The organism is Citrobacter sp. RHBSTW-00859, from assembly GCF_013729795.1.
Taxonomy (GTDB): domain Bacteria; phylum Pseudomonadota; class Gammaproteobacteria; order Enterobacterales; family Enterobacteriaceae; genus Citrobacter; species Citrobacter braakii.
This window is the reverse complement of record NZ_CP056284.1, coordinates 441,090-460,937: the sequence shown is the minus strand read 5'-3', so window position 1 is coordinate 460,937 and position 19,848 is coordinate 441,090. Positions and strand designations below refer to the sequence as shown.

The following is a 19,848-nucleotide window of genomic DNA, read 5'->3' as shown; positions in this document are numbered from 1 at the left end:
CGTCACACGGGAGGCTTTGGCGATGAACGCAAGATGTGAACCTGTCTATTTTGGCGATGAATCTAAAAAGATAATCCTGGGTGATGCTCTGACCGAACTGAAAAAGCTGCCGTCAGAAAGCGTCGATCTCATTTTCGCCGACCCACCTTATAACATCGGTAAAGACTTTGACGGGATGGTGGAATCCTGGGACGAAGAGGCATTTTTGGCATGGCTGTTTGAGTGCATTGACGAGTGCCATCGCATTCTCAAACCACACGGCACCATGTACATCATGAACAGTACGGAGAACATGCCGTACATCGATCTCAAATGCCGCCAGCTCTTTACCATCAAGAGCCGTATCGTGTGGTCATACGATAGCTCCGGGGTGCAGGCCAAAAATCACTTTGGTTCGATGTATGAACCGCTTCTGATGATGGTAAAAGATCAGAAAAACTACACGTTTAATCGTGATGATATTTTGGTTGAAGCCAAAACGGGCGCTAAACGTGCACTGATAGACTACAGAAAGGACCCGCCCCAACCTTACAACCAGAAAAAAGTACCAGGCAATGTCTGGGAGTTTCCACGCGTTCGTTATCTGATGGACGAATACGAAAATCACCCGACTCAAAAACCCAAAGCCCTCCTTGAACGCATCATTCTGGCTTCCTCCAGTCCAGATGACAGCGTGCTGGATCCGTTTGCCGGTAGCTTCACTACCGGTGCCACTGCCGTGGAATTAGGTCGCAAGTTTGTCGGGATTGAAATCAATGCCGAGTACGTAAAAATGGGGCTCAGAAGAATGAGCATTGGTTCGCATTTTTCAGAGAATGAACTTGCAAAGGTGAAAAAGCGGAAGACAAAAAATCTGTCTAAAAAGAGTCGATTAACAGCAAAGAGCGGCGATCTTTCAGCAAAGTAAAGGCATTGTAAGTCTGCTTTTCAGCTTGCAGATTTCGTGTATATTCCCTGCACGCTTGGGCATGAATACATAGGGTTTGGTAATGATTCGCAAGTATTGGTGGCTGGTTGTTTTTGCGGTCTTCGTTTTTCTTTTTGATGCGCTGCTCATTCAGTGGATAGAGCTGATGACAACGGAGCACGATAAGTGCCGGAATATGAATTCTGTAAACCCCCTCAAGCTGGTCAACTGCGTCGACCTCGAATAGCACGACGAAAAATACATCGACAGCCGTCAGGCCCTGGCGGCTAAAACTCCCCTGGCTGATTTTCACTCTGCATTAATTGCATTACACAGCCATCTGGGCTTAACATTTTTAATACGTTATCAACTAATACTGGTGCTTGCCCATACAAATCATAACTCACTGGATTCATTAACCAGTTTTTTATTATTCCGCTAAAGCTACCGTGCAGAATAATGATGATGACATCTAAATCCAGACTGGTAGCAATCAGATTTTCATCCACGCATTTTTGCAGTGAATCACGAATGCTTTGATGACTGAGACCTATTTTATCGCGAATGGTCTGTTCTGATATCATATCGTTATGAAATTCACATTTATGATATAAAATTTGCATTAATGCCTGCTGGCGAGGATTCTGTGCAATATATTGTAATCCCACCACAAACTTTTCACGCAGTCGCTGTAAAGGATTATCACCCCAACGACCAATAAGTTTATCCTGAATAAGATCGCGTAATGAAGGTTGTTGTAACCATAGCGCATTGAACAATTGCGTCTTATTTTCAAAATGCCAATAGAGCGCCCCCCGCGTCACGCTGGCGGCATCCGCAATGTCGTTTAACGTCGTATTGCTAACACCACGCACGGCAAACTGCATAATCGCTGTTTCTATCAGGTGCTGTCGTGTTTTGAGGGCATCAGCTTTCGTTTTTCTGGCCATGGTTTCGACTGTCTGAGGTAAGGTAGAGAATGATTAACTTTCTTATGTAATATTTGCTAAACGGAACAAATGTATCACTTAGCGTTTATTTAGACGAGTTCTAAAACAGTTAATTATGGATATTGCACACGAATAAACAAAACAAATAACAACCACCAATATATTCACCAATCAAATACTTATTTCAATATGTGTTTATGCGCATCATAGCATTACTATTAAAACCATAATGAAACAACCGAAGATAAATCCTTTTTTGTTTTTACGTGCCGTGTATCGCGCCCATAAATAAGTATTGCTTACATCGCAAGCTAATAATTTGTAGGATAGCCAACCATTATTTTCACTTGTGCGCGTTATCGCCTCTGCGTTACCCGGTTAATAACGAGCGTTCGGTTTTTTAAGGAATAGAAATGACGAAAAATGCCAGGTTTTCACTCCTGCCCTCATTCATCATCATGTCCGCTGTATTACTCGCCGGTTGTAACGATCAGGGAGAAACACAAGCTCACCCCGCAGAGCCGCAGGTGACTGTCCATGTCGTCGAAAAGGCGCCTTTAGCCGTGACGACCGAATTACCTGGGCGCACAACAGCATTTCGTATTGCTGAAGTCCGTCCTCAGGTCAGCGGGATTGTACTTAAACGGAATTTCACCGAGGGAAGCGATGTTGAAGCCGGTCAGTCGCTTTATCAGATCGATCCTGCGACTTACCAGGCCGACTACGACAGCGCCAAAGGCGAACTGGCAAAGAGTGAAGCGGCAGCAGCTATCGCACATTTAACGGTAAAACGTTATGTCCCGCTGGTTGGCACTAAGTACATCAGCCAGCAAGAGTACGATCAGGCCATTGCTGATGCTCGCCAGGCCGATGCCTCCGTTATCGCGGCAAAAGCGGCGGTCGAAAGCGCTCGTATCAACCTGGCCTACACCAAAGTGACATCGCCCATTAGCGGACGTATCGGTAAATCTAACGTCACCGAAGGCGCATTAGTCACGAATGGCCAGGCAACTGAACTTGCTACCGTGCAACAACTTGATCCTATTTACGTCGACGTAACACAGTCCAGTAATGACTTTATGCGCCTTAAACAGTCCGTTGAGCAAGGGAGCCTGCATAAAGACAGCGCCAGCAGTACCGTCGAACTGGTGATGGAAAATGGTCAGTCGTACCCCCTGAAAGGTGCGTTGCAGTTCTCTGATGTCACCGTTGATGAAAGTACCGGATCCATCACCCTCAGGGCCGTATTCCCTAACCCACAGCACACGCTGCTGCCGGGCATGTTTGTGCGTGCTCGTATTGATGAAGGCGTCCAGCCGAATGCCATTCTCGTTCCCCAACAAGGGGTAACACGTACGCCACGCGGCGATGCAACGGTGATGGTTGTCAATGACAAGAGTCAGGTCGAGGCTCGCACCGTCGTTGCTACTCAGGCGATAGGTGATAAGTGGTTAATCAGCGAGGGCTTACAGCCAGGCGATAAGGTTATCGTCAGCGGATTGCAGAAAGCGCGTCCCGGCGTAAAGGTTAAAGCAACCACCGATACCGAAACTCCAGCCGCAAAAACTGCGCAATAAGGTAACCGGACATGGCTAACTTTTTTATCAATCGCCCTATTTTTGCCTGGGTTCTGGCCATCATTCTGATGATGGCAGGGGCTCTGGCAATCATGCAACTGCCCGTTGCACAGTATCCGACCATTGCACCTCCTGCGGTCGCTATTTCTGCCACCTACCCAGGTGCGGATGCGCAGACAGTACAAGACACGGTTACGCAGGTTATCGAACAGAATATGAACGGTATCGATAACCTGATGTATATGTCCTCCACCAGCGATTCCTCCGGGAGCGTCACCATTACTCTGACTTTCGAGTCAGGTACTGACCCGGATATCGCACAGGTCCAGGTGCAAAACAAATTACAGTTAGCGATGCCCTTACTGCCACAGGAAGTACAGCAGCAGGGGATCAGCGTCGAGAAATCCAGTAGCGGTTTCCTGATGGTGGCGGGTTTTGTCTCCGATAATAACAATCTGACGCAGGATGATATTTCCGACTATGTGGCGTCTAACGTTAAAGACGCAATAAGCCGAACAGCAGGTGTCGGCGATGTCCAGATGTTTGGTGCACAGTACGCAATGCGCATCTGGCTCGACAGCAACGCAATGAACAAATATCAGTTGACTCCGCTGGACGTTATCAATCAACTGAGAACGCAAAACAATCAGATTGCCGCAGGCCAACTGGGAGGCGCACCATCCGTCCAGGGTCAACAACTTAATGCCTCCATTATTGCTCAGACACGCCTGAAAACGCCGGAAGAGTTTGGTCGCATAACGCTGAAGGTGGGCCAGGATGGCTCAATGGTTCACCTCAGAGATGTAGCCCGCATCGAACTCGGCGGCGAAAACTATAACATGGTGACGAAAATTAATGGTCAGCCCGCAACAGGTCTGGGCATTAAGCTGGCGACCGGTGCAAACGCGCTGGATACTGCCGCAGGCGTCAAAGCAAAGCTGGCTGAGTTACAACCTTTCTTCCCGCAAGGTTTGCAAGTGGTTTACCCCTATGACACTACACCATTTGTAAAAATCTCGATTAACGAGGTGGTGAAAACGCTGTTTGAAGCCATCATCCTCGTCTTCCTGGTGATGTACCTGTTCCTGCAAAATCTGCGCGCCACGCTGATTCCAACTATCGCAGTGCCTGTCGTGCTGTTGGGAACATTCGCGATCCTCGCAGCATTCGGATTCTCCATCAACACGCTAACGATGTTCGGAATGGTGCTGGCCATCGGCCTGCTGGTCGATGACGCCATCGTGGTAGTAGAAAACGTCGAACGCGTCATGGCGGAAGAGAAACTGCCGCCCAAAGAGGCGACGCAGAAATCCATGGTCCAGATCCAGGGCGCACTGGTCGGGATCGCGATGGTGCTCTCGGCGGTATTTATCCCCATGGCGTTCTTTGGCGGCTCGACCGGCGCCATTTACCGCCAGTTCTCTCTGACCATTGTTTCAGCGATGGCGCTTTCTGTTCTGGTCGCCCTCATTCTTACGCCAGCGCTTTGTGCAACGCTGCTAAAACCCGTTTCCGCCGGACATGTTGAAAAGAAAGGCGGTTTTTTCGGATGGTTTAACGCCCTGTTCGATAAAAGCGTCGGGCATTACAGCAATAGTATCAGCGGTATTCTGCGCAAAACCGGACGCTACTTGTTGCTATATGTTCTTATCGTCGGCGGAATGGCTGTTCTGTTTCTACGCCTCCCCACATCCTTCTTGCCCGATGAGGATCAGGGGGTCTTTATGACAATGGTGCAACTTCCTGCCGGTGCGACACAGACGCGCACACAGCAGGTGCTGGATCAGATTCAGAATTACTACCTGAACCAGGAAAAAGCGAACGTAAAATCGGTGTTCACCGTTAATGGCTTCAGCTTTAGCGGCCAGGGACAGAACTCCGGTATCGTCTTTATTAGCCTCAAACCATGGGAAGAGCGTTCGGGCGATGAAAACGGCGTGACGGCTATCGTCGAACGTGCGACCAGGGCGTTCAGCCAGATTAAAGATGGACTGGTGTTCCCGTTCAACATGCCTGCCATTCTTGAACTGGGTACCGCGACCGGCTTTGATTTTCAGTTAATTGATCAGGCTAACCTCGGTCATACAGAACTGACGAAAGCCCGGAACCAGTTGCTGGGTATGGTGAGAGAGCATCCAGATTTACTGGTGCGTGTGCGCCCTAACGGTCTGGAAGATACCCCGCAATTTAAGCTGGATATTGATCAGGAAAAAGCCCAGGCGTTAGGCGTAAGTCTGTCGGATATAAACCAAACGATTTCCACGGCCCTTGGCGGCACCTATGTGAACGATTTTATCGATCATGGCCGAGTGAAAAAGGTATACGTTCAGGCTGACGCGCCGTTCCGTATGTTACCCAACGACATCAACAATCTCTACGTACGTAGTGGGAATGGTGAAATGGTGCCATTCTCTGCGTTCAGTTCGTCGCATTGGATTTATGGTTCACCCCGCCTGGAGCGTTACAACGGTATGCCATCAATGGAAATACTGGGAGAGGCCGCGCCGGGTCGAAGCACCGGTGAAGCCATGGCGCTCATGGAAAACCTGGCAGCACAGCTGCCAACCGGTATCGGCTATGACTGGACGGGGATGTCATATCAGGAACGGCTCTCCGGCAATCAGGCACCTGCGTTATACGCTATTTCGTTAATCGTCGTCTTCCTGTGTCTCGCCGCATTGTATGAGAGCTGGTCTATTCCATTTTCAGTCATGTTGGTTGTACCGCTCGGCGTGGTCGGTGCGCTTCTGGCGGCGTCCATACGCGGTCTGAATAACGACGTTTACTTCCAGGTAGGTCTGCTGACTACCATCGGTCTTTCCGCCAAAAACGCTATCCTTATCGTGGAGTTTGCCAAAGACCTGATGGATAAAGAAGGTAAAGGGTTGATTGAAGCCACACTGGAGGCGTCACGCATGCGTCTTCGTCCAATCCTGATGACATCCCTGGCGTTTATTCTGGGGGTTATGCCTCTGGTTATCAGCCACGGAGCAGGTAGCGGGGCGCAGAATGCGGTTGGTACAGGCGTAATGGGAGGCATGCTGACCGCGACATTGTTAGCAATCTTCTTCGTCCCCGTCTTCTTCGTTGTCGTCAGACGGCGTTTTAGTCGACGCAACGTTTAATTTGTAAAATAAAGGCGTCTTCGGACGCCTTTTTCACCTAAGATGCCCCTCTTTATTTATTAATAAGATAGCCATTTATTTCTAATAAACCCTTCCTGAAAAAATCGCGAATCACCTTTCTTTTTATCCATTATTTTTACAATCCACATGAATTGAGATTATTCCTCATGTCAGTATTTTTTTAAGAAGTGGTAAAATAATCGCCGAGTTCGCAGATGGCTTAGCGTTTGTCTTTGCTCAATTAGCGAAACGCTTATTTTTGAGGTAACACCATGAAAAGATTAATATCCGTTGCATTGCTTACCGCATTCCTGGCCGGCTGTGCACACGATTCTCCTTGCGTACCTGTATACGACGATCAGGGGCGCCTGGTTCATACCAATACCTGTATGAAAGGCACCACGCAGGATAACTGGGAAACAGCCGGTGCCATCGCCGGTGGCGCAGCAGCCGTTGCCGGGCTGACGCTTGGGATAGTCGCCCTGACCAAATAAATCTTCTTAAAAGCGCGGTGGGTACCGCGCTTTTTGCAATAAGAATTAAATCTTTATATAAGACAAAACGTTGGTATATAGCACTCAACGTATAATAAAATTATTATAGATTTGCCTCACATATCCACGATTTGAAATTAGCATTTTTTCAGTTCTTCGTAACAGCGCGCTTTCTTTTCATTATTCTCACGTCATCAATATTAACGTACGAAATCGTTATCACGCGTCCGGTTTGATTTTTAAATTTTTTGCGCCGAAATGTGGCTTACGTTTCAATTTTGCACCACTTCAGGGCGCTGCATTTATTTTTTCCTGTCTACACTCTGGATATTGCGTCGAATAATCGTGCGCAAAAACCTGGCACTACCTTTGCTTAAAAGAGTATGGCCATAGCCACAGACAGGTAAAAGACGTTTTCAGAACGTTTCCATAACAATAATTCCTCCACACAGGATGCTCTATGAAAAAGATGATAATAGCCAGCCTGGCTGCGGCCGGCGTGCTGCTTGCGGTTGCAAATCAGGCACATGCCGGCGCAACACTTGATGCCGTAAAGAAAAAAGGTTTTGTGCAGTGTGGGATCAGTGACGGGTTGCCTGGCTTTTCTTATGCCGATGCAAGCGGTAAGTTCTCAGGTATTGATGTCGACGTATGTCGTGGCGTTGCCTCCGCCGTATTTGGCGATGATAGCAAAGTAAAATATACCCCGCTCACCGCCAAGGAACGCTTTACCGCACTACAATCTGGTGAAGTCGACATGCTCTCTCGTAATACCACCTGGACCTCCTCTCGTGACGCAGGAATGGGAATGTCTTTCACTGGCGTAACGTATTACGACGGCATTGGTTTTCTTACCCACAATAAAGCGGGTCTCAAGAGTGCTAAAGAGCTGGATGGCGCAACGGTTTGTATCCAGGCAGGAACAGATACCGAACTGAACGTGGCTGACTACTTTAAAGCCAACAACATGAAGTACACCCCTGTCACTTTTGACCGCTCGGATGAATCAGCTAAAGCTCTGGAATCTGGACGCTGCGACACGCTGGCTTCCGACCAGTCTCAGTTGTACGCCCTGCGAATCAAGCTGAGTAATCCTGCGGAGTGGATTGTCCTGCCAGAAGTTATTTCTAAAGAACCGCTGGGACCTGTTGTACGTCGTGGAGACGATGAGTGGTTCTCCATTGTTCGCTGGACGCTGTTCGCCATGCTGAATGCGGAAGAAATGGGCGTTAACTCGAAAAACGTCGATGAAAAAGCGGCTAATCCTGCAACGCCGGATATGGCACACCTGTTAGGCAAAGAAGGGGATTATGGCAAGGATCTGAAGCTTGATAACAAATGGGCTTACAACATTATCAAGCAGGTAGGTAACTACTCGGAGATCTTTGAGCGTAACGTGGGATCGGAAAGCCCACTGAAGATCAAACGTGGACAGAACAACCTCTGGAATAACGGTGGCATTCAATATGCGCCACCGGTGCGCTAATGCGTGGTGATGTAACGGGCGCCGCGACTGCGGCGCTCAGTCCAGAGTCATAGTTACCGAGGTTTTCTTATGTTCCATCGCCGCTCAATCGTAAAAGGATCGTTATCCTTTTCTAACCCTGCGGTCCGCGCCTGGTTATTTCAAATACTTGCCGTCATTGTGGTCGTCAGTATTGCGGTCTATCTCATTCATAATACGATAAATAACCTGAACAATAGCGGTATTACCTCGGGATTTTCTTTTCTCGATCGCAGCGCCGGATTTGGTATTGTCCAGCATCTGATCGATTACGAGCAAGGCGATACGTATGGCCGTGTTTTTATCGTTGGCCTGCTCAATACGCTATTGGTTTCTGCACTGTGCATTGTTTTTGCATCAATTCTCGGTTTCTTTCTCGGACTGGCACGCCTGTCAGATAACTGGTTATTACGAAAGCTCTCGACGATCTACATCGAAACGTTCCGCAATATACCGCCGCTGCTGCAGATCTTCTTTTGGTATTTCGCCGTATTACGTAACCTGCCCGGCCCACGTCAGGCCGTTAACGCGCTGGACTTGATGTTTCTGAGTAACCGGGGACTCTATATTCCGGCACCGCAAATGGGAGAAGGATTTTTTGCCTTTTGCGGCGCTGTAATTATCACTATCGTCGTCACTATCGGGTTATTTCGCTACAACAGAATGCACCAGACTAAAACCGGTCAGCTACGCCGGACCTGGCCCACGGCTCTGGCGCTGATCGTGCTTTTACCGATGATCTCACAGTGGCTGTTTGGCGCAGCGCTTCACTGGGATATCCCCGCCCTTCGCGGTTTTAACTTCCGTGGCGGTATGGTGCTTATTCCCGAACTGGCTGCCCTGACGCTGGCGCTTTCAGTGTATACCTCGGCGTTTATTGCAGAAATTATTCGAGCGGGAATCCAGGCCGTTCCTTATGGCCAACATGAAGCAGCACGCTCGCTGGGTCTACCAAATCCGGTGACACTGCGCCAGGTGATCATCCCACAGGCGCTGCGCGTCATCATTCCCCCATTAACCAGCCAGTATCTGAATATCGTCAAAAACTCCTCTCTTGCGGCCGCTATTGGCTACCCGGATATGGTTTCACTGTTTGCCGGCACGGTACTCAATCAAACAGGGCAAGCCATTGAAACCATTGCTATCACGATGTCGGTGTACCTGATCATCAGCCTGAGCATTTCTCTGCTGATGAATATTTATAACCGCCGTATTGCACTGATTGAGCGCTAAGGAGCCATGATGACAAAAGCACTGCTGTCTCACCCCTCGCGTCAGAACAGTAACCCGGCAAGCCGCAGTCTACTCTGGATGCGTAAAAACCTGTTCTCCAGTTGGTCAAATAGCCTGCTCACGCTGCTGTGCGTTTGGCTGATTTGGTCATTTCTTCCGCCACTGATGAACTGGGTATTCTTTCAGGCCAATTGGGTCGGTTCAACCCGCGCAGACTGCACCAAAGCAGGGGCTTGCTGGGTGTTCATTCATGAACGCTTTGGGCAATTCATGTATGGACTTTATCCCCACGATCAGCGCTGGCGCGTAAATCTGGCCCTGATCATTGGCCTGGCCTCTATCGTCCCTATTTTCTGGAAATCTATTCCTCACCGTGGCCGCTATATCGCCGTCTGGGCCGTCGTTTATCCCGTGGTGGTCTGGTGGTTGATGTACGGTGGTTTTTTCGGACTTGAGCGCGTAGAAACCCGACAGTGGGGCGGATTAACACTGACGCTTATCATTGCATCCGTGGGGATTGCGGGCGCGCTTCCGTGGGGTATTTTACTGGCGCTTGGACGTCGGTCTCATATGCCAGTCGTGCGGATTTTATCCGTCATTTTCATTGAGTTCTGGCGCGGTGTGCCGTTGATTACCGTCCTTTTTATGTCCTCGGTCATGCTTCCTCTGTTTATGTCCGAAGGGACCAGTATCGACAAACTTATCCGGGCGCTGGTCGGCGTGATTCTTTTCCAGTCGGCGTATGTCGCAGAAGTGGTTCGCGGAGGGTTACAGGCCCTACCAAAAGGTCAGTATGAAGCCGCTGAATCACTGGCGTTAGGGTACTGGAAAACGCAAGGGCTGGTCATTCTTCCGCAAGCCCTCAAGCTGGTTATTCCGGGTCTGGTTAACACGATTATCGCCCTGTTTAAGGATACCAGTCTGGTCATCATCATCGGCCTGTTTGATCTCTTCAGTAGCGTGCAGCAGGCAACTGTGGACCCTGCATGGTTGGGTATGTCGACGGAAGGATATGTTTTCGCTGCACTGATTTACTGGATCTTCTGTTTTAGCATGTCGCGTTACAGCCAACATCTGGAAAAACGTTTTAACACCGGGCGTACACCGCACTGAGGAATTTATGAGCCAATTATTAATGCCGTCTACCGACGCGATGATTACGCTGGAAAACGTCAACAAATGGTACGGACAGTTTCACGTCCTGAAAAACATCAACCTGAAGGTAAAGCAGGGAGAACGCATCGTATTATGCGGACCTTCCGGTTCGGGTAAATCGACAACTATCCGCTGTATCAACCACCTGGAAGAGCATCAGCAAGGACGTATTGTGGTGGATGGGATCGAACTCAATGAAGATATCCGCAATATTGAGCGCGTCAGACAAGAAGTTGGCATGGTCTTTCAGCACTTTAATCTCTTTCCTCATTTGACGGTCCTGCAAAACTGCACGCTGGCACCGATCTGGGTGCAAAAGATGCCAAAAAAAGAGGCTGAAGCTCTGGCAATGCACTACCTTGAGCGAGTTCGCATTGCTGAACATGCGCATAAATATCCTGGGCAAATCTCTGGTGGGCAGCAACAGCGTGTAGCCATTGCACGCTCACTGTGCATGAAACCTAAAATTATGTTATTCGATGAACCTACATCAGCGTTGGATCCTGAAATGGTAAAAGAAGTACTTGATACCATGATAGGTCTGGCGCAATCAGGTATGACCATGCTGTGTGTTACCCATGAAATGGGCTTTGCCCGCACAGTGGCCGACCGGGTGATCTTTATGGATCTTGGCGAGATTGTTGAACAGGCAGCACCGGATGAGTTTTTTGCTCACCCCAAATCTGAACGCACTCGTGCGTTTTTATCGCAGGTTATTCATTAAAGTCATGCGCCGGATACAGCCCGGCGTTTAACAGATAAAACAAAAGGCCCAGTCTTTCGACTGGGCCTTTTGTTTTTATTTGATGTCTGGCAGTTCCCTACTCTCGCATGGGGAGACCCCACACTACCATCGGCGCTACGGCGTTTCACTTCTGAGTTCGGCATGGGGTCAGGTGGGACCACCGCGCTACAGCCGCCAGACAAATTCTTTTCTAAGTGCCAAACTTTAACCGAAAAACTGGTGCTGATACCCAGAGTCGAACTGGGGACCTCACCCTTACCAAGGGTGCGCTCTACCAACTGAGCCATATCAGCACACTAAATTTGATGCCTGGCAGTTCCCTACTCTCGCATGGGGAGACCCCACACTACCATCGGCGCTACGGCGTTTCACTTCTGAGTTCGGCATGGGGTCAGGTGGGACCACCGCGCTACAGCCGCCAGGCAAATTCTGTTTATCAACACGCTTTTCGCATGTCGATGCAATCTGTAATCAAGCTGAATTTCGATGTCTCTTTCGCCAAAACATCTTCGGCGTTGTAAGGTTAAGCCTCACGGTTCATTAGTATCGGTTAGCTCAACGTATCGCTACGCTTACACACCCGACCTATCAACGTCGTCGTCTTCAACGTTCCTTCAGGACCCTTAAAGGGTCAGGGAGAACTCATCTCGGGGCAAGTTTCGTGCTTAGATGCTTTCAGCACTTATCTCTTCCGCATTTAGCTACCGGGCAATGCCATTGGCATGACAACCCGAACACCAGTGATGCGTCCACTCCGGTCCTCTCGTACTAGGAGCAGCCCCCCTCAATTCTCCAGCGCCCACGGCAGATAGGGACCGAACTGTCTCACGACGTTCTAAACCCAGCTCGCGTACCACTTTAAATGGCGAACAGCCATACCCTTGGGACCTACTTCAGCCCCAGGATGTGATGAGCCGACATCGAGGTGCCAAACACCGCCGTCGATATGAACTCTTGGGCGGTATCAGCCTGTTATCCCCGGAGTACCTTTTATCCGTTGAGCGATGGCCCTTCCATTCAGAACCACCGGATCACTAAGACCTGCTTTCGCACCTGCTCGAGCCGTCACTCTCGCAGTCAAGCTAGCTTATGCCTTTGCACTAACCTCCTGATGTCCGACCAGGATTAGCTAACCTTCGTGCTCCTCCGTTACTCTTTAGGAGGAGACCGCCCCAGTCAAACTACCCACCAGACACTGTCCGCAACCCGGATCACGGGTCTACGTTAGAACACCAGCCATTAAAGGGTGGTATTTCAAGGTTGGCTCCATGCAGACTGGCGTCCACACTTCAAAGCCTCCCACCTATCCTACACATCAAGGACCAGTGTTCAGTGTCAAGCTATAGTAAAGGTTCACGGGGTCTTTCCGTCTTGCCGCGGGTACACTGCATCTTCACAGCGAGTTCAATTTCACTGAGTCTCGGGTGGAGACAGCCTGGCCATCATTACGCCATTCGTGCAGGTCGGAACTTACCCGACAAGGAATTTCGCTACCTTAGGACCGTTATAGTTACGGCCGCCGTTTACCGGGGCTTCGATCAAGAGCTTCTCCTTACGGATAACCCCATCAATTAACCTTCCGGCACCGGGCAGGCGTCACACCGTATACGTCCACTTTCGTGTTTGCACAGTGCTGTGTTTTTAATAAACAGTTGCAGCCAGCTGGTATCTTCGACTGATTTCAGCTCCATGAGTAAATCACTTCACCTACATATCAGCGTGCCTTCTCCCGAAGTTACGGCACCATTTTGCCTAGTTCCTTCACCCGAGTTCTCTCAAGCGCCTTGGTATTCTCTACCTGACCACCTGTGTCGGTTTGGGGTACGATTTCGTGTTACCTGATGCTTAGAGGCTTTTCCTGGAAGCAGGGCATTTGTTACTTCAGCACCGTAGTGCCTCGTCATCACACCTCAGCGTTAACAAGACTCCGGATTTACCTGGAATCTCCGCCTACATGCTTAAACCGGGACAACCGTCGCCCGGCTAACATAGCCTTCTCCGTCCCCCCTTCGCAGTAACACCAAGTACAGGAATATTAACCTGTTTCCCATCGACTACGCCTTTCGGCCTCGCCTTAGGGGTCGACTCACCCTGCCCCGATTAACGTTGGACAGGAACCCTTGGTCTTCCGGCGTGCGGGTTTTTCACCCGCATTATCGTTACTTATGTCAGCATTCGCACTTCTGATACCTCCAGCAACCCTCACAGGCCACCTTCAACGGCTTACAGAACGCTCCCCTACCCAACAACACATAGTGTCGCTGCCGCAGCTTCGGTGCATGGTTTAGCCCCGTTACATCTTCCGCGCAGGCCGACTCGACCAGTGAGCTATTACGCTTTCTTTAAATGATGGCTGCTTCTAAGCCAACATCCTGGCTGTCTGTGCCTTCCCACATCGTTTCCCACTTAACCATGACTTTGGGACCTTAGCTGGCGGTCTGGGTTGTTTCCCTCTTCACGACGGACGTTAGCACCCGCCGTGTGTCTCCCGTGATAACATTCTTCGGTATTCGCAGTTTGCATCGGGTTGGTAAGTCGGGATGACCCCCTAGCCGAAACAGTGCTCTACCCCCGAAGATGAATTCACGAGGCGCTACCTAAATAGCTTTCGGGGAGAACCAGCTATCTCCCGGTTTGATTGGCCTTTCACCCCCAGCCACAAGTCATCCGCTAATTTTTCAACATTAGTCGGTTCGGTCCTCCAGTTAGTGTTACCCAACCTTCAACCTGCCCATGGCTAGATCACCGGGTTTCGGGTCTATACCCTGCAACTTAACGCCCAGTTAAGACTCGGTTTCCCTTCGGCTCCCCTATTCGGTTAACCTTGCTACAGAATATAAGTCGCTGACCCATTATACAAAAGGTACGCAGTCACCCCATAAAGAGGCTCCCACTGCTTGTACGTACACGGTTTCAGGTTCTTTTTCACTCCCCTCGCCGGGGTTCTTTTCGCCTTTCCCTCACGGTACTGGTTCACTATCGGTCAGTCAGGAGTATTTAGCCTTGGAGGATGGTCCCCCCATATTCAGACAGGATACCACGTGTCCCGCCCTACTCTTCGAGTTCACAACACATGCACTTTTGTGTACGGGGCTGTCACCCTGTATCGCCGGACTTTCCAGACCGTTCCACTACCACACATGCTGATTCAGACTCTGGGCTGCTCCCCGTTCGCTCGCCGCTACTGGGGGAATCTCGGTTGATTTCTTTTCCTCGGGGTACTTAGATGTTTCAGTTCCCCCGGTTCGCTTCATTACGCTATGTATTCACGCAATGATAGTGTGACGAATCACACTGGGTTTCCCCATTCGGAAATCGCCGGTTATAACGGTTCATATCACCTTACCGACGCTTATCGCAGATTAGCACGTCCTTCATCGCCTCTGACTGCCAGGGCATCCACCGTGTACGCTTAGTCGCTTAACCTCACAACCCGAAGATGTTTCGTAAAACACTTCAGTGTTGCGAAAATTTGAGAGACTCGAACACACCGCTTTTCATTTCTTGTTTACGGAGAAATGAAACAGTGTGTCGTTTCAATTTTCAGCTTGATCCAGATTTTTAAAGAGCAAAACTTCGCAGTGAACCTTTTCAGGTACACTCTGAAGTTTTCTTGTGTTTTTGCAGTAAAGATGGTGGAGCTATGCGGGATCGAACCGCAGACCTCCTGCGTGCAAAGCAGGCGCTCTCCCAGCTGAGCTATAGCCCCATCGTAGTTAAATCTCGTTTAACCTTAATTTCTGTTGAGGCAAGGCGTGGTGACGCGAAGCATACTGAAGTATGTGAGCATCGCCGCAACGCAGCATCAGCAGAAATTTGGTAGGCCTGAGTGGACTTGAACCACCGACCTCACCCTTATCAGGGGTGCGCTCTAACCACCTGAGCTACAAGCCTGCAGAGATTTTCTTACTGCTAATTTTCATCAGACAATCTGTGTGAGCACTACAAAGAACGTTTCTTTAAGGTAAGGAGGTGATCCAACCGCAGGTTCCCCTACGGTTACCTTGTTACGACTTCACCCCAGTCATGAATCACAAAGTGGTAAGCGCCCTCCCGAAGGTTAAGCTACCTACTTCTTTTGCAACCCACTCCCATGGTGTGACGGGCGGTGTGTACAAGGCCCGGGAACGTATTCACCGTGGCATTCTGATCCACGATTACTAGCGATTCCGACTTCATGGAGTCGAGTTGCAGACTCCAATCCGGACTACGACATACTTTATGAGGTCCGCTTGCTCTCGCGAGGTCGCTTCTCTTTGTATATGCCATTGTAGCACGTGTGTAGCCCTACTCGTAAGGGCCATGATGACTTGACGTCATCCCCACCTTCCTCCAGTTTATCACTGGCAGTCTCCTTTGAGTTCCCGACCGAATCGCTGGCAACAAAGGATAAGGGTTGCGCTCGTTGCGGGACTTAACCCAACATTTCACAACACGAGCTGACGACAGCCATGCAGCACCTGTCTCAGAGTTCCCGAAGGCACCAAAGCATCTCTGCTAAGTTCTCTGGATGTCAAGAGTAGGTAAGGTTCTTCGCGTTGCATCGAATTAAACCACATGCTCCACCGCTTGTGCGGGCCCCCGTCAATTCATTTGAGTTTTAACCTTGCGGCCGTACTCCCCAGGCGGTCGACTTAACGCGTTAGCTCCGGAAGCCACGCCTCAAGGGCACAACCTCCAAGTCGACATCGTTTACGGCGTGGACTACCAGGGTATCTAATCCTGTTTGCTCCCCACGCTTTCGCACCTGAGCGTCAGTCTTTGTCCAGGGGGCCGCCTTCGCCACCGGTATTCCTCCAGATCTCTACGCATTTCACCGCTACACCTGGAATTCTACCCCCCTCTACAAGACTCTAGCCTGCCAGTTTCGGATGCAGTTCCCAGGTTGAGCCCGGGGATTTCACATCCGACTTGACAGACCGCCTGCGTGCGCTTTACGCCCAGTAATTCCGATTAACGCTTGCACCCTCCGTATTACCGCGGCTGCTGGCACGGAGTTAGCCGGTGCTTCTTCTGCGAGTAACGTCAATTGCTGCGGTTATTAACCACAACACCTTCCTCCTCGCTGAAAGTACTTTACAACCCGAAGGCCTTCTTCATACACGCGGCATGGCTGCATCAGGCTTGCGCCCATTGTGCAATATTCCCCACTGCTGCCTCCCGTAGGAGTCTGGACCGTGTCTCAGTTCCAGTGTGGCTGGTCATCCTCTCAGACCAGCTAGGGATCGTCGCCTAGGTGAGCCGTTACCCCACCTACTAGCTAATCCCATCTGGGCACATCCGATGGCAAGAGGCCCGAAGGTCCCCCTCTTTGGTCTTGCGACGTTATGCGGTATTAGCTACCGTTTCCAGTAGTTATCCCCCTCCATCGGGCAGTTTCCCAGACATTACTCACCCGTCCGCCACTCGTCACCCAAGGAGCAAGCTCCTCTGTGCTACCGTTCGACTTGCATGTGTTAGGCCTGCCGCCAGCGTTCAATCTGAGCCATGATCAAACTCTTCAATTTAAGTTTGATGCTCGTGAATTAAACTTCGTAATGAATTACGTGTTCACTCAGAGACTTGGTATTCATTTTTCGTCTTGCGACGTTAAGAATCCGTATCTTCGAGTGCCCACACAGATTGTCTGATAAATTGTTAAAGAGCAGTTGCGACGCGCTTTAGCGCTCTGTCGCGAGGTGGCGTATATTACGCTTTCCTCTTTCAGAGTCAACCCTCATTTTCAGGTTTTTCTCTTCAACCGAACCGGCTGTTTGCGTGAAGTGATTCACATCCGCCGTGTCGATGGAGGCGCATTATAGGGATCCCATTTTTTAGCACAAGTATTTTTTGGATCTTTTTTGCTGAGTGCTTGTTTTTCACCCCTTTCGCTATATTCCTGCGCAATTTGGCTGATTTTTGATAGCTAAATCACTTGCACAGTCTCAATAATCCAACCAAAGTCTTCATTACTGCTCTATTTTCATTGAGGTAAACATGTCTGATGTATTACGTCCTTATAAGGATCTTTCCCCACAGATCGGAAAACGCGTGATGATCGACACCAGTAGCGTCGTCATTGGTGATACTCGTTTGGCTGATGACGTCGGGATTTGGCCGTTGGTTGCGATTCGTGGCGACGTCAACTATGTACAAATCGGCGCCCGTACAAACATTCAGGACGGCAGCGTTCTCCATGTCACACATAAATCCACATCTAATCCGCAAGGTAATCCATTGATCGTGGGTGAGGATGTGACGGTCGGTCATAAAGTCATGCTACACGGCTGCATCGTTGGCAACCGCGTATTGGTCGGTATGGGATCAATTTTACTGGACGGCGTAGTGGTAGAAGACGACGTTATGATTGGGGCAGGAAGCCTGGTGCCGCAAAACAAACGCCTGGAGAGTGGATATTTGTACCTGGGTAGTCCGGTTAAACAGATCCGGCCATTAAGTGACGAAGAGAAAGCAGGCTTAAAATACTCTGCTAACAACTACGTTAAATGGAAAGATGAGTATTTAAATCAGAGTAACCAAACCCAACCCTGAGAGTCTTCCTGCTGGTCCTGGATCAATGCTTCGGCCTCTTCTTCCAGGTCCCAGCGATGCTGTTGAAAGATTTCCAGCCATTGTTCAGGCGTGCAGCCGCCAAAGCGGGACGCCAACGTCTCCCCTGATATAGCGCATGTTAACTGCATACCATGGACCAACGCAGGGAAAACAACGGCGCTAATATCCGTCAGCCATTCTTCTCGATCGGGAAACTGGATCGCCTGATTCATGCCGACATTTCCTGTTGCATGCTTTTGATGACGGGCTCAATCTGTGGCAATACACCATGCCAGAGTAAAACGGCGTGCGCTGCTTGTCCCACCAGCATCCCCAGACCATCGGCATACTGTTTCGCCCCATGTTCAGCACACCAGGAAAGGAACGGTGTATTTCCTTGCTGATAAAACATGTCATAGCAATAGACAGAGGAGTGAATAAGCGATGTCGGAATGGCTGGTACCTCACCGCTAATTCCGCTAGATGTCGCATTAATAATTAAATCAAAACTGTAATTATCAAGCTCGTCCATTCCCACCGCCTGCACGCTGCCGGTATGGGAGAAGATTTGTGCCAGTTCTTCTGCGCGCGAAGCAGTACGGTTAACGATGGTTACCGCACAATCCAGAGAAAGAAGAGGTAATAAAACCCCCCGGGATGCGCCACCGGCACCAATCAACAGAACTCGCGATCCGGGGCGAATGAAAGATAAACGTTCAAGATCGCTTAATAAGCCGATACCATCCGTGTTATCTCCCAGTAAACGCCCATCCTCAAGTCGTTTAAGAGTATTGACCGCCCCAGCAAGCGATGCCCGCTCCGTTAATTCATCGGCACGCGCAAACGCCTCTTCCTTAAAAGGCACAGTGACATTTGCCCCCTTCCCGCCTTCCGCAAAAAAAGCATTCAGCGTATTCACAAAATCATTGATAGGTGCCAGTACACGTCCATAGGAATGATCAATTTTCAACTGCTCTGCAAATTGCTGATGAATAAAGGGCGATTTACTGTGCGCTATCGGATTACCAAAAACAGCATAGGCTTCTTTCATATTACCCCTGTCGAAACTGTTCACCGGTCAGAGCATCACGGATCTCCGAAGGATTCAAACGCCCTCCGGTCTCCCCTTCAACTACGGGAAAGTCTGTACCAAACTGCGCGCGGACTTCCTCTACCGTTCTGCAAGGCGGTAAGCCACTCAAATTAGCACTGGTGGAGACTAACGGTTTGCCATAAGCCTGGCACAATGCAACCACCAGCGGATGATCGGTGACTCGCACGGCCAGCGAGTCAAAACGACCGGTCAACCAACGAGGCGTAGTCGCGGGCGCAGGGAAAACGAAGGTGACAGGACCAGGCCAGCGAGCGAACACAGCCTCACGTTGAGCATCTGAAAGCGTGCTATCGTCAATATAGGGCTTGAGCTGGTCAAAATTTGCCGCAATCAAAATTAAGCCTTTATCGACTGGGCGTTGTTTTAGCGCCAACAGACGGGTAACAGCCGTTTCGCTGTCGGGATCGCAGCCGACACCAAATACAGCTTCTGTTGGATAGGCGATGACTTTTTCTTGTTTCAGAACCGCTATTGCAGCAGCGATAGGGCCTGTGGGCAGGTTATTATTCACTT

At 49.9% G+C, this 19,848-nt stretch carries 14 protein-coding genes, 3 tRNA genes and 4 rRNA genes; 10 read left to right on the top strand and 11 right to left on the bottom strand.

The window, feature by feature from the left end:
- Positions 1-22 precede the first annotated feature (22 nt).
- Together yhdJ and HV302_RS02310 are read left to right on the top strand one after the other, a co-directional pair.
- Entirely contained in the window at positions 23-907 is an 885-nt protein-coding gene (gene yhdJ, locus HV302_RS02315) for an adenine-specific DNA-methyltransferase (RefSeq protein ID WP_181627433.1), read from the top strand.
- Positions 908-989: 82 nt separating this feature from the next.
- Positions 990-1,154, top strand: coding sequence for a DUF2556 family protein (locus HV302_RS02310; protein WP_003025279.1), 165 nt, complete (start codon positions 990-992; stop codon positions 1,152-1,154).
- 40 nt (positions 1,155-1,194) lie between these two features.
- On the opposite strand, the gene envR is transcribed toward HV302_RS02310, so the two are convergent.
- On the bottom strand, positions 1,195-1,857 hold the full coding sequence (envR, locus tag HV302_RS02305) for an acrEF/envCD operon transcriptional regulator (protein WP_016157596.1): 663 nt from the start codon (positions 1,855-1,857) through the stop codon (positions 1,195-1,197).
- A 413-nt stretch (positions 1,858-2,270) separates the two neighbouring features.
- Between envR and HV302_RS02300 the strand changes: the two genes are divergently transcribed.
- The 7 genes from HV302_RS02300 (at position 2,271) to HV302_RS02270 (ending at position 11,669) form a co-directional block, all read left to right on the top strand.
- Positions 2,271-3,434: an efflux RND transporter periplasmic adaptor subunit gene (locus tag HV302_RS02300; protein ID WP_047499795.1), complete on the top strand. Its 1,164-nt coding sequence runs from the start codon at positions 2,271-2,273 to the stop codon at positions 3,432-3,434.
- An 11-nt stretch (positions 3,435-3,445) separates the two neighbouring features.
- Complete coding sequence (locus tag HV302_RS02295; RefSeq protein WP_142418145.1) at positions 3,446-6,559, top strand: efflux RND transporter permease subunit; 3,114 nt, start codon at positions 3,446-3,448, stop codon at positions 6,557-6,559.
- Positions 6,560-6,831: 272 nt separating this feature from the next.
- Positions 6,832-7,053 (top strand): lipoprotein, encoded by a 222-nt coding sequence (locus tag HV302_RS02290; RefSeq protein WP_003025292.1) that lies wholly within the window; start codon positions 6,832-6,834, stop codon positions 7,051-7,053.
- A gap of 460 nt (positions 7,054-7,513) precedes the next feature.
- Positions 7,514-8,539: an amino acid ABC transporter substrate-binding protein gene (locus HV302_RS02285; protein ID WP_003025295.1), complete on the top strand. Its 1,026-nt coding sequence runs from the start codon at positions 7,514-7,516 to the stop codon at positions 8,537-8,539.
- Between the two features lie 69 nt (positions 8,540-8,608).
- Positions 8,609-9,790 carry an amino acid ABC transporter permease gene (locus HV302_RS02280; RefSeq protein WP_181626864.1) on the top strand — a complete coding sequence of 394 codons (1,182 nt, stop codon included), beginning with the start codon at positions 8,609-8,611 and terminating at the stop codon, positions 9,788-9,790.
- Positions 9,791-9,799: 9 nt separating this feature from the next.
- Positions 9,800-10,903: an amino acid ABC transporter permease gene (locus tag HV302_RS02275; protein WP_181627432.1), complete on the top strand. Its 1,104-nt coding sequence runs from the start codon at positions 9,800-9,802 to the stop codon at positions 10,901-10,903.
- A gap of 7 nt (positions 10,904-10,910) precedes the next feature.
- Entirely contained in the window at positions 10,911-11,669 is a 759-nt protein-coding gene (locus tag HV302_RS02270; protein WP_016154732.1) for an amino acid ABC transporter ATP-binding protein, read from the top strand.
- A gap of 84 nt (positions 11,670-11,753) precedes the next feature.
- Here the strand turns inward: HV302_RS02270 and rrf (HV302_RS02265) are convergent.
- From rrf (HV302_RS02265) to HV302_RS02235, 7 genes are all read right to left on the bottom strand, one after another.
- Positions 11,754-11,869, bottom strand: a 5S ribosomal RNA gene (gene rrf / locus HV302_RS02265).
- A gap of 38 nt (positions 11,870-11,907) precedes the next feature.
- A tRNA-Thr gene (locus HV302_RS02260) sits at positions 11,908-11,983 on the bottom strand.
- A gap of 14 nt (positions 11,984-11,997) precedes the next feature.
- A 5S ribosomal RNA gene (gene rrf, locus HV302_RS02255) occupies positions 11,998-12,113 on the bottom strand.
- A 96-nt stretch (positions 12,114-12,209) separates the two neighbouring features.
- Positions 12,210-15,116: ribosomal RNA gene (locus HV302_RS02250) — 23S ribosomal RNA — on the bottom strand.
- A gap of 207 nt (positions 15,117-15,323) precedes the next feature.
- Positions 15,324-15,399 (bottom strand) — tRNA-Ala (locus HV302_RS02245).
- A gap of 108 nt (positions 15,400-15,507) precedes the next feature.
- Positions 15,508-15,584, bottom strand: a tRNA-Ile gene (locus HV302_RS02240).
- A gap of 71 nt (positions 15,585-15,655) precedes the next feature.
- A 16S ribosomal RNA gene (locus HV302_RS02235) occupies positions 15,656-17,197 on the bottom strand.
- The 16S, 23S and 5S rRNA genes sit together here with 3 tRNA genes alongside, the layout of an rRNA operon.
- 469 nt (positions 17,198-17,666) lie before the next feature.
- Here HV302_RS02235 and HV302_RS02230 point away from each other — a divergent pair.
- Entirely contained in the window at positions 17,667-18,221 is a 555-nt protein-coding gene (locus tag HV302_RS02230) for a gamma carbonic anhydrase family protein (protein ID WP_019078186.1), read from the top strand.
- Here the strand turns inward: HV302_RS02230 and HV302_RS02225 are convergent.
- From HV302_RS02225 to tsaC, 3 genes are read right to left on the bottom strand one after another with little or no spacing between them, the layout of a single operon-like run.
- Entirely contained in the window at positions 18,197-18,454 is a 258-nt protein-coding gene (locus HV302_RS02225) for a DUF1488 domain-containing protein (protein WP_019078185.1), read from the bottom strand. The genes HV302_RS02230 and HV302_RS02225 overlap by 25 nt on opposite strands.
- A complete protein-coding gene (gene aroE / locus HV302_RS02220) occupies positions 18,451-19,272 on the bottom strand; it encodes a shikimate dehydrogenase (RefSeq protein ID WP_016154735.1) in 822 nt (273 codons plus the stop codon). Before aroE ends, HV302_RS02225 begins: the two co-directional genes overlap by 4 nt.
- Position 19,273: 1 nt before the next feature.
- Positions 19,274-19,846 carry an L-threonylcarbamoyladenylate synthase type 1 TsaC gene (gene tsaC, locus HV302_RS02215; protein WP_019078184.1) on the bottom strand — a complete coding sequence of 191 codons (573 nt, stop codon included), beginning with the start codon at positions 19,844-19,846 and terminating at the stop codon, positions 19,274-19,276.
- Positions 19,847-19,848 lie beyond the last annotated feature (2 nt).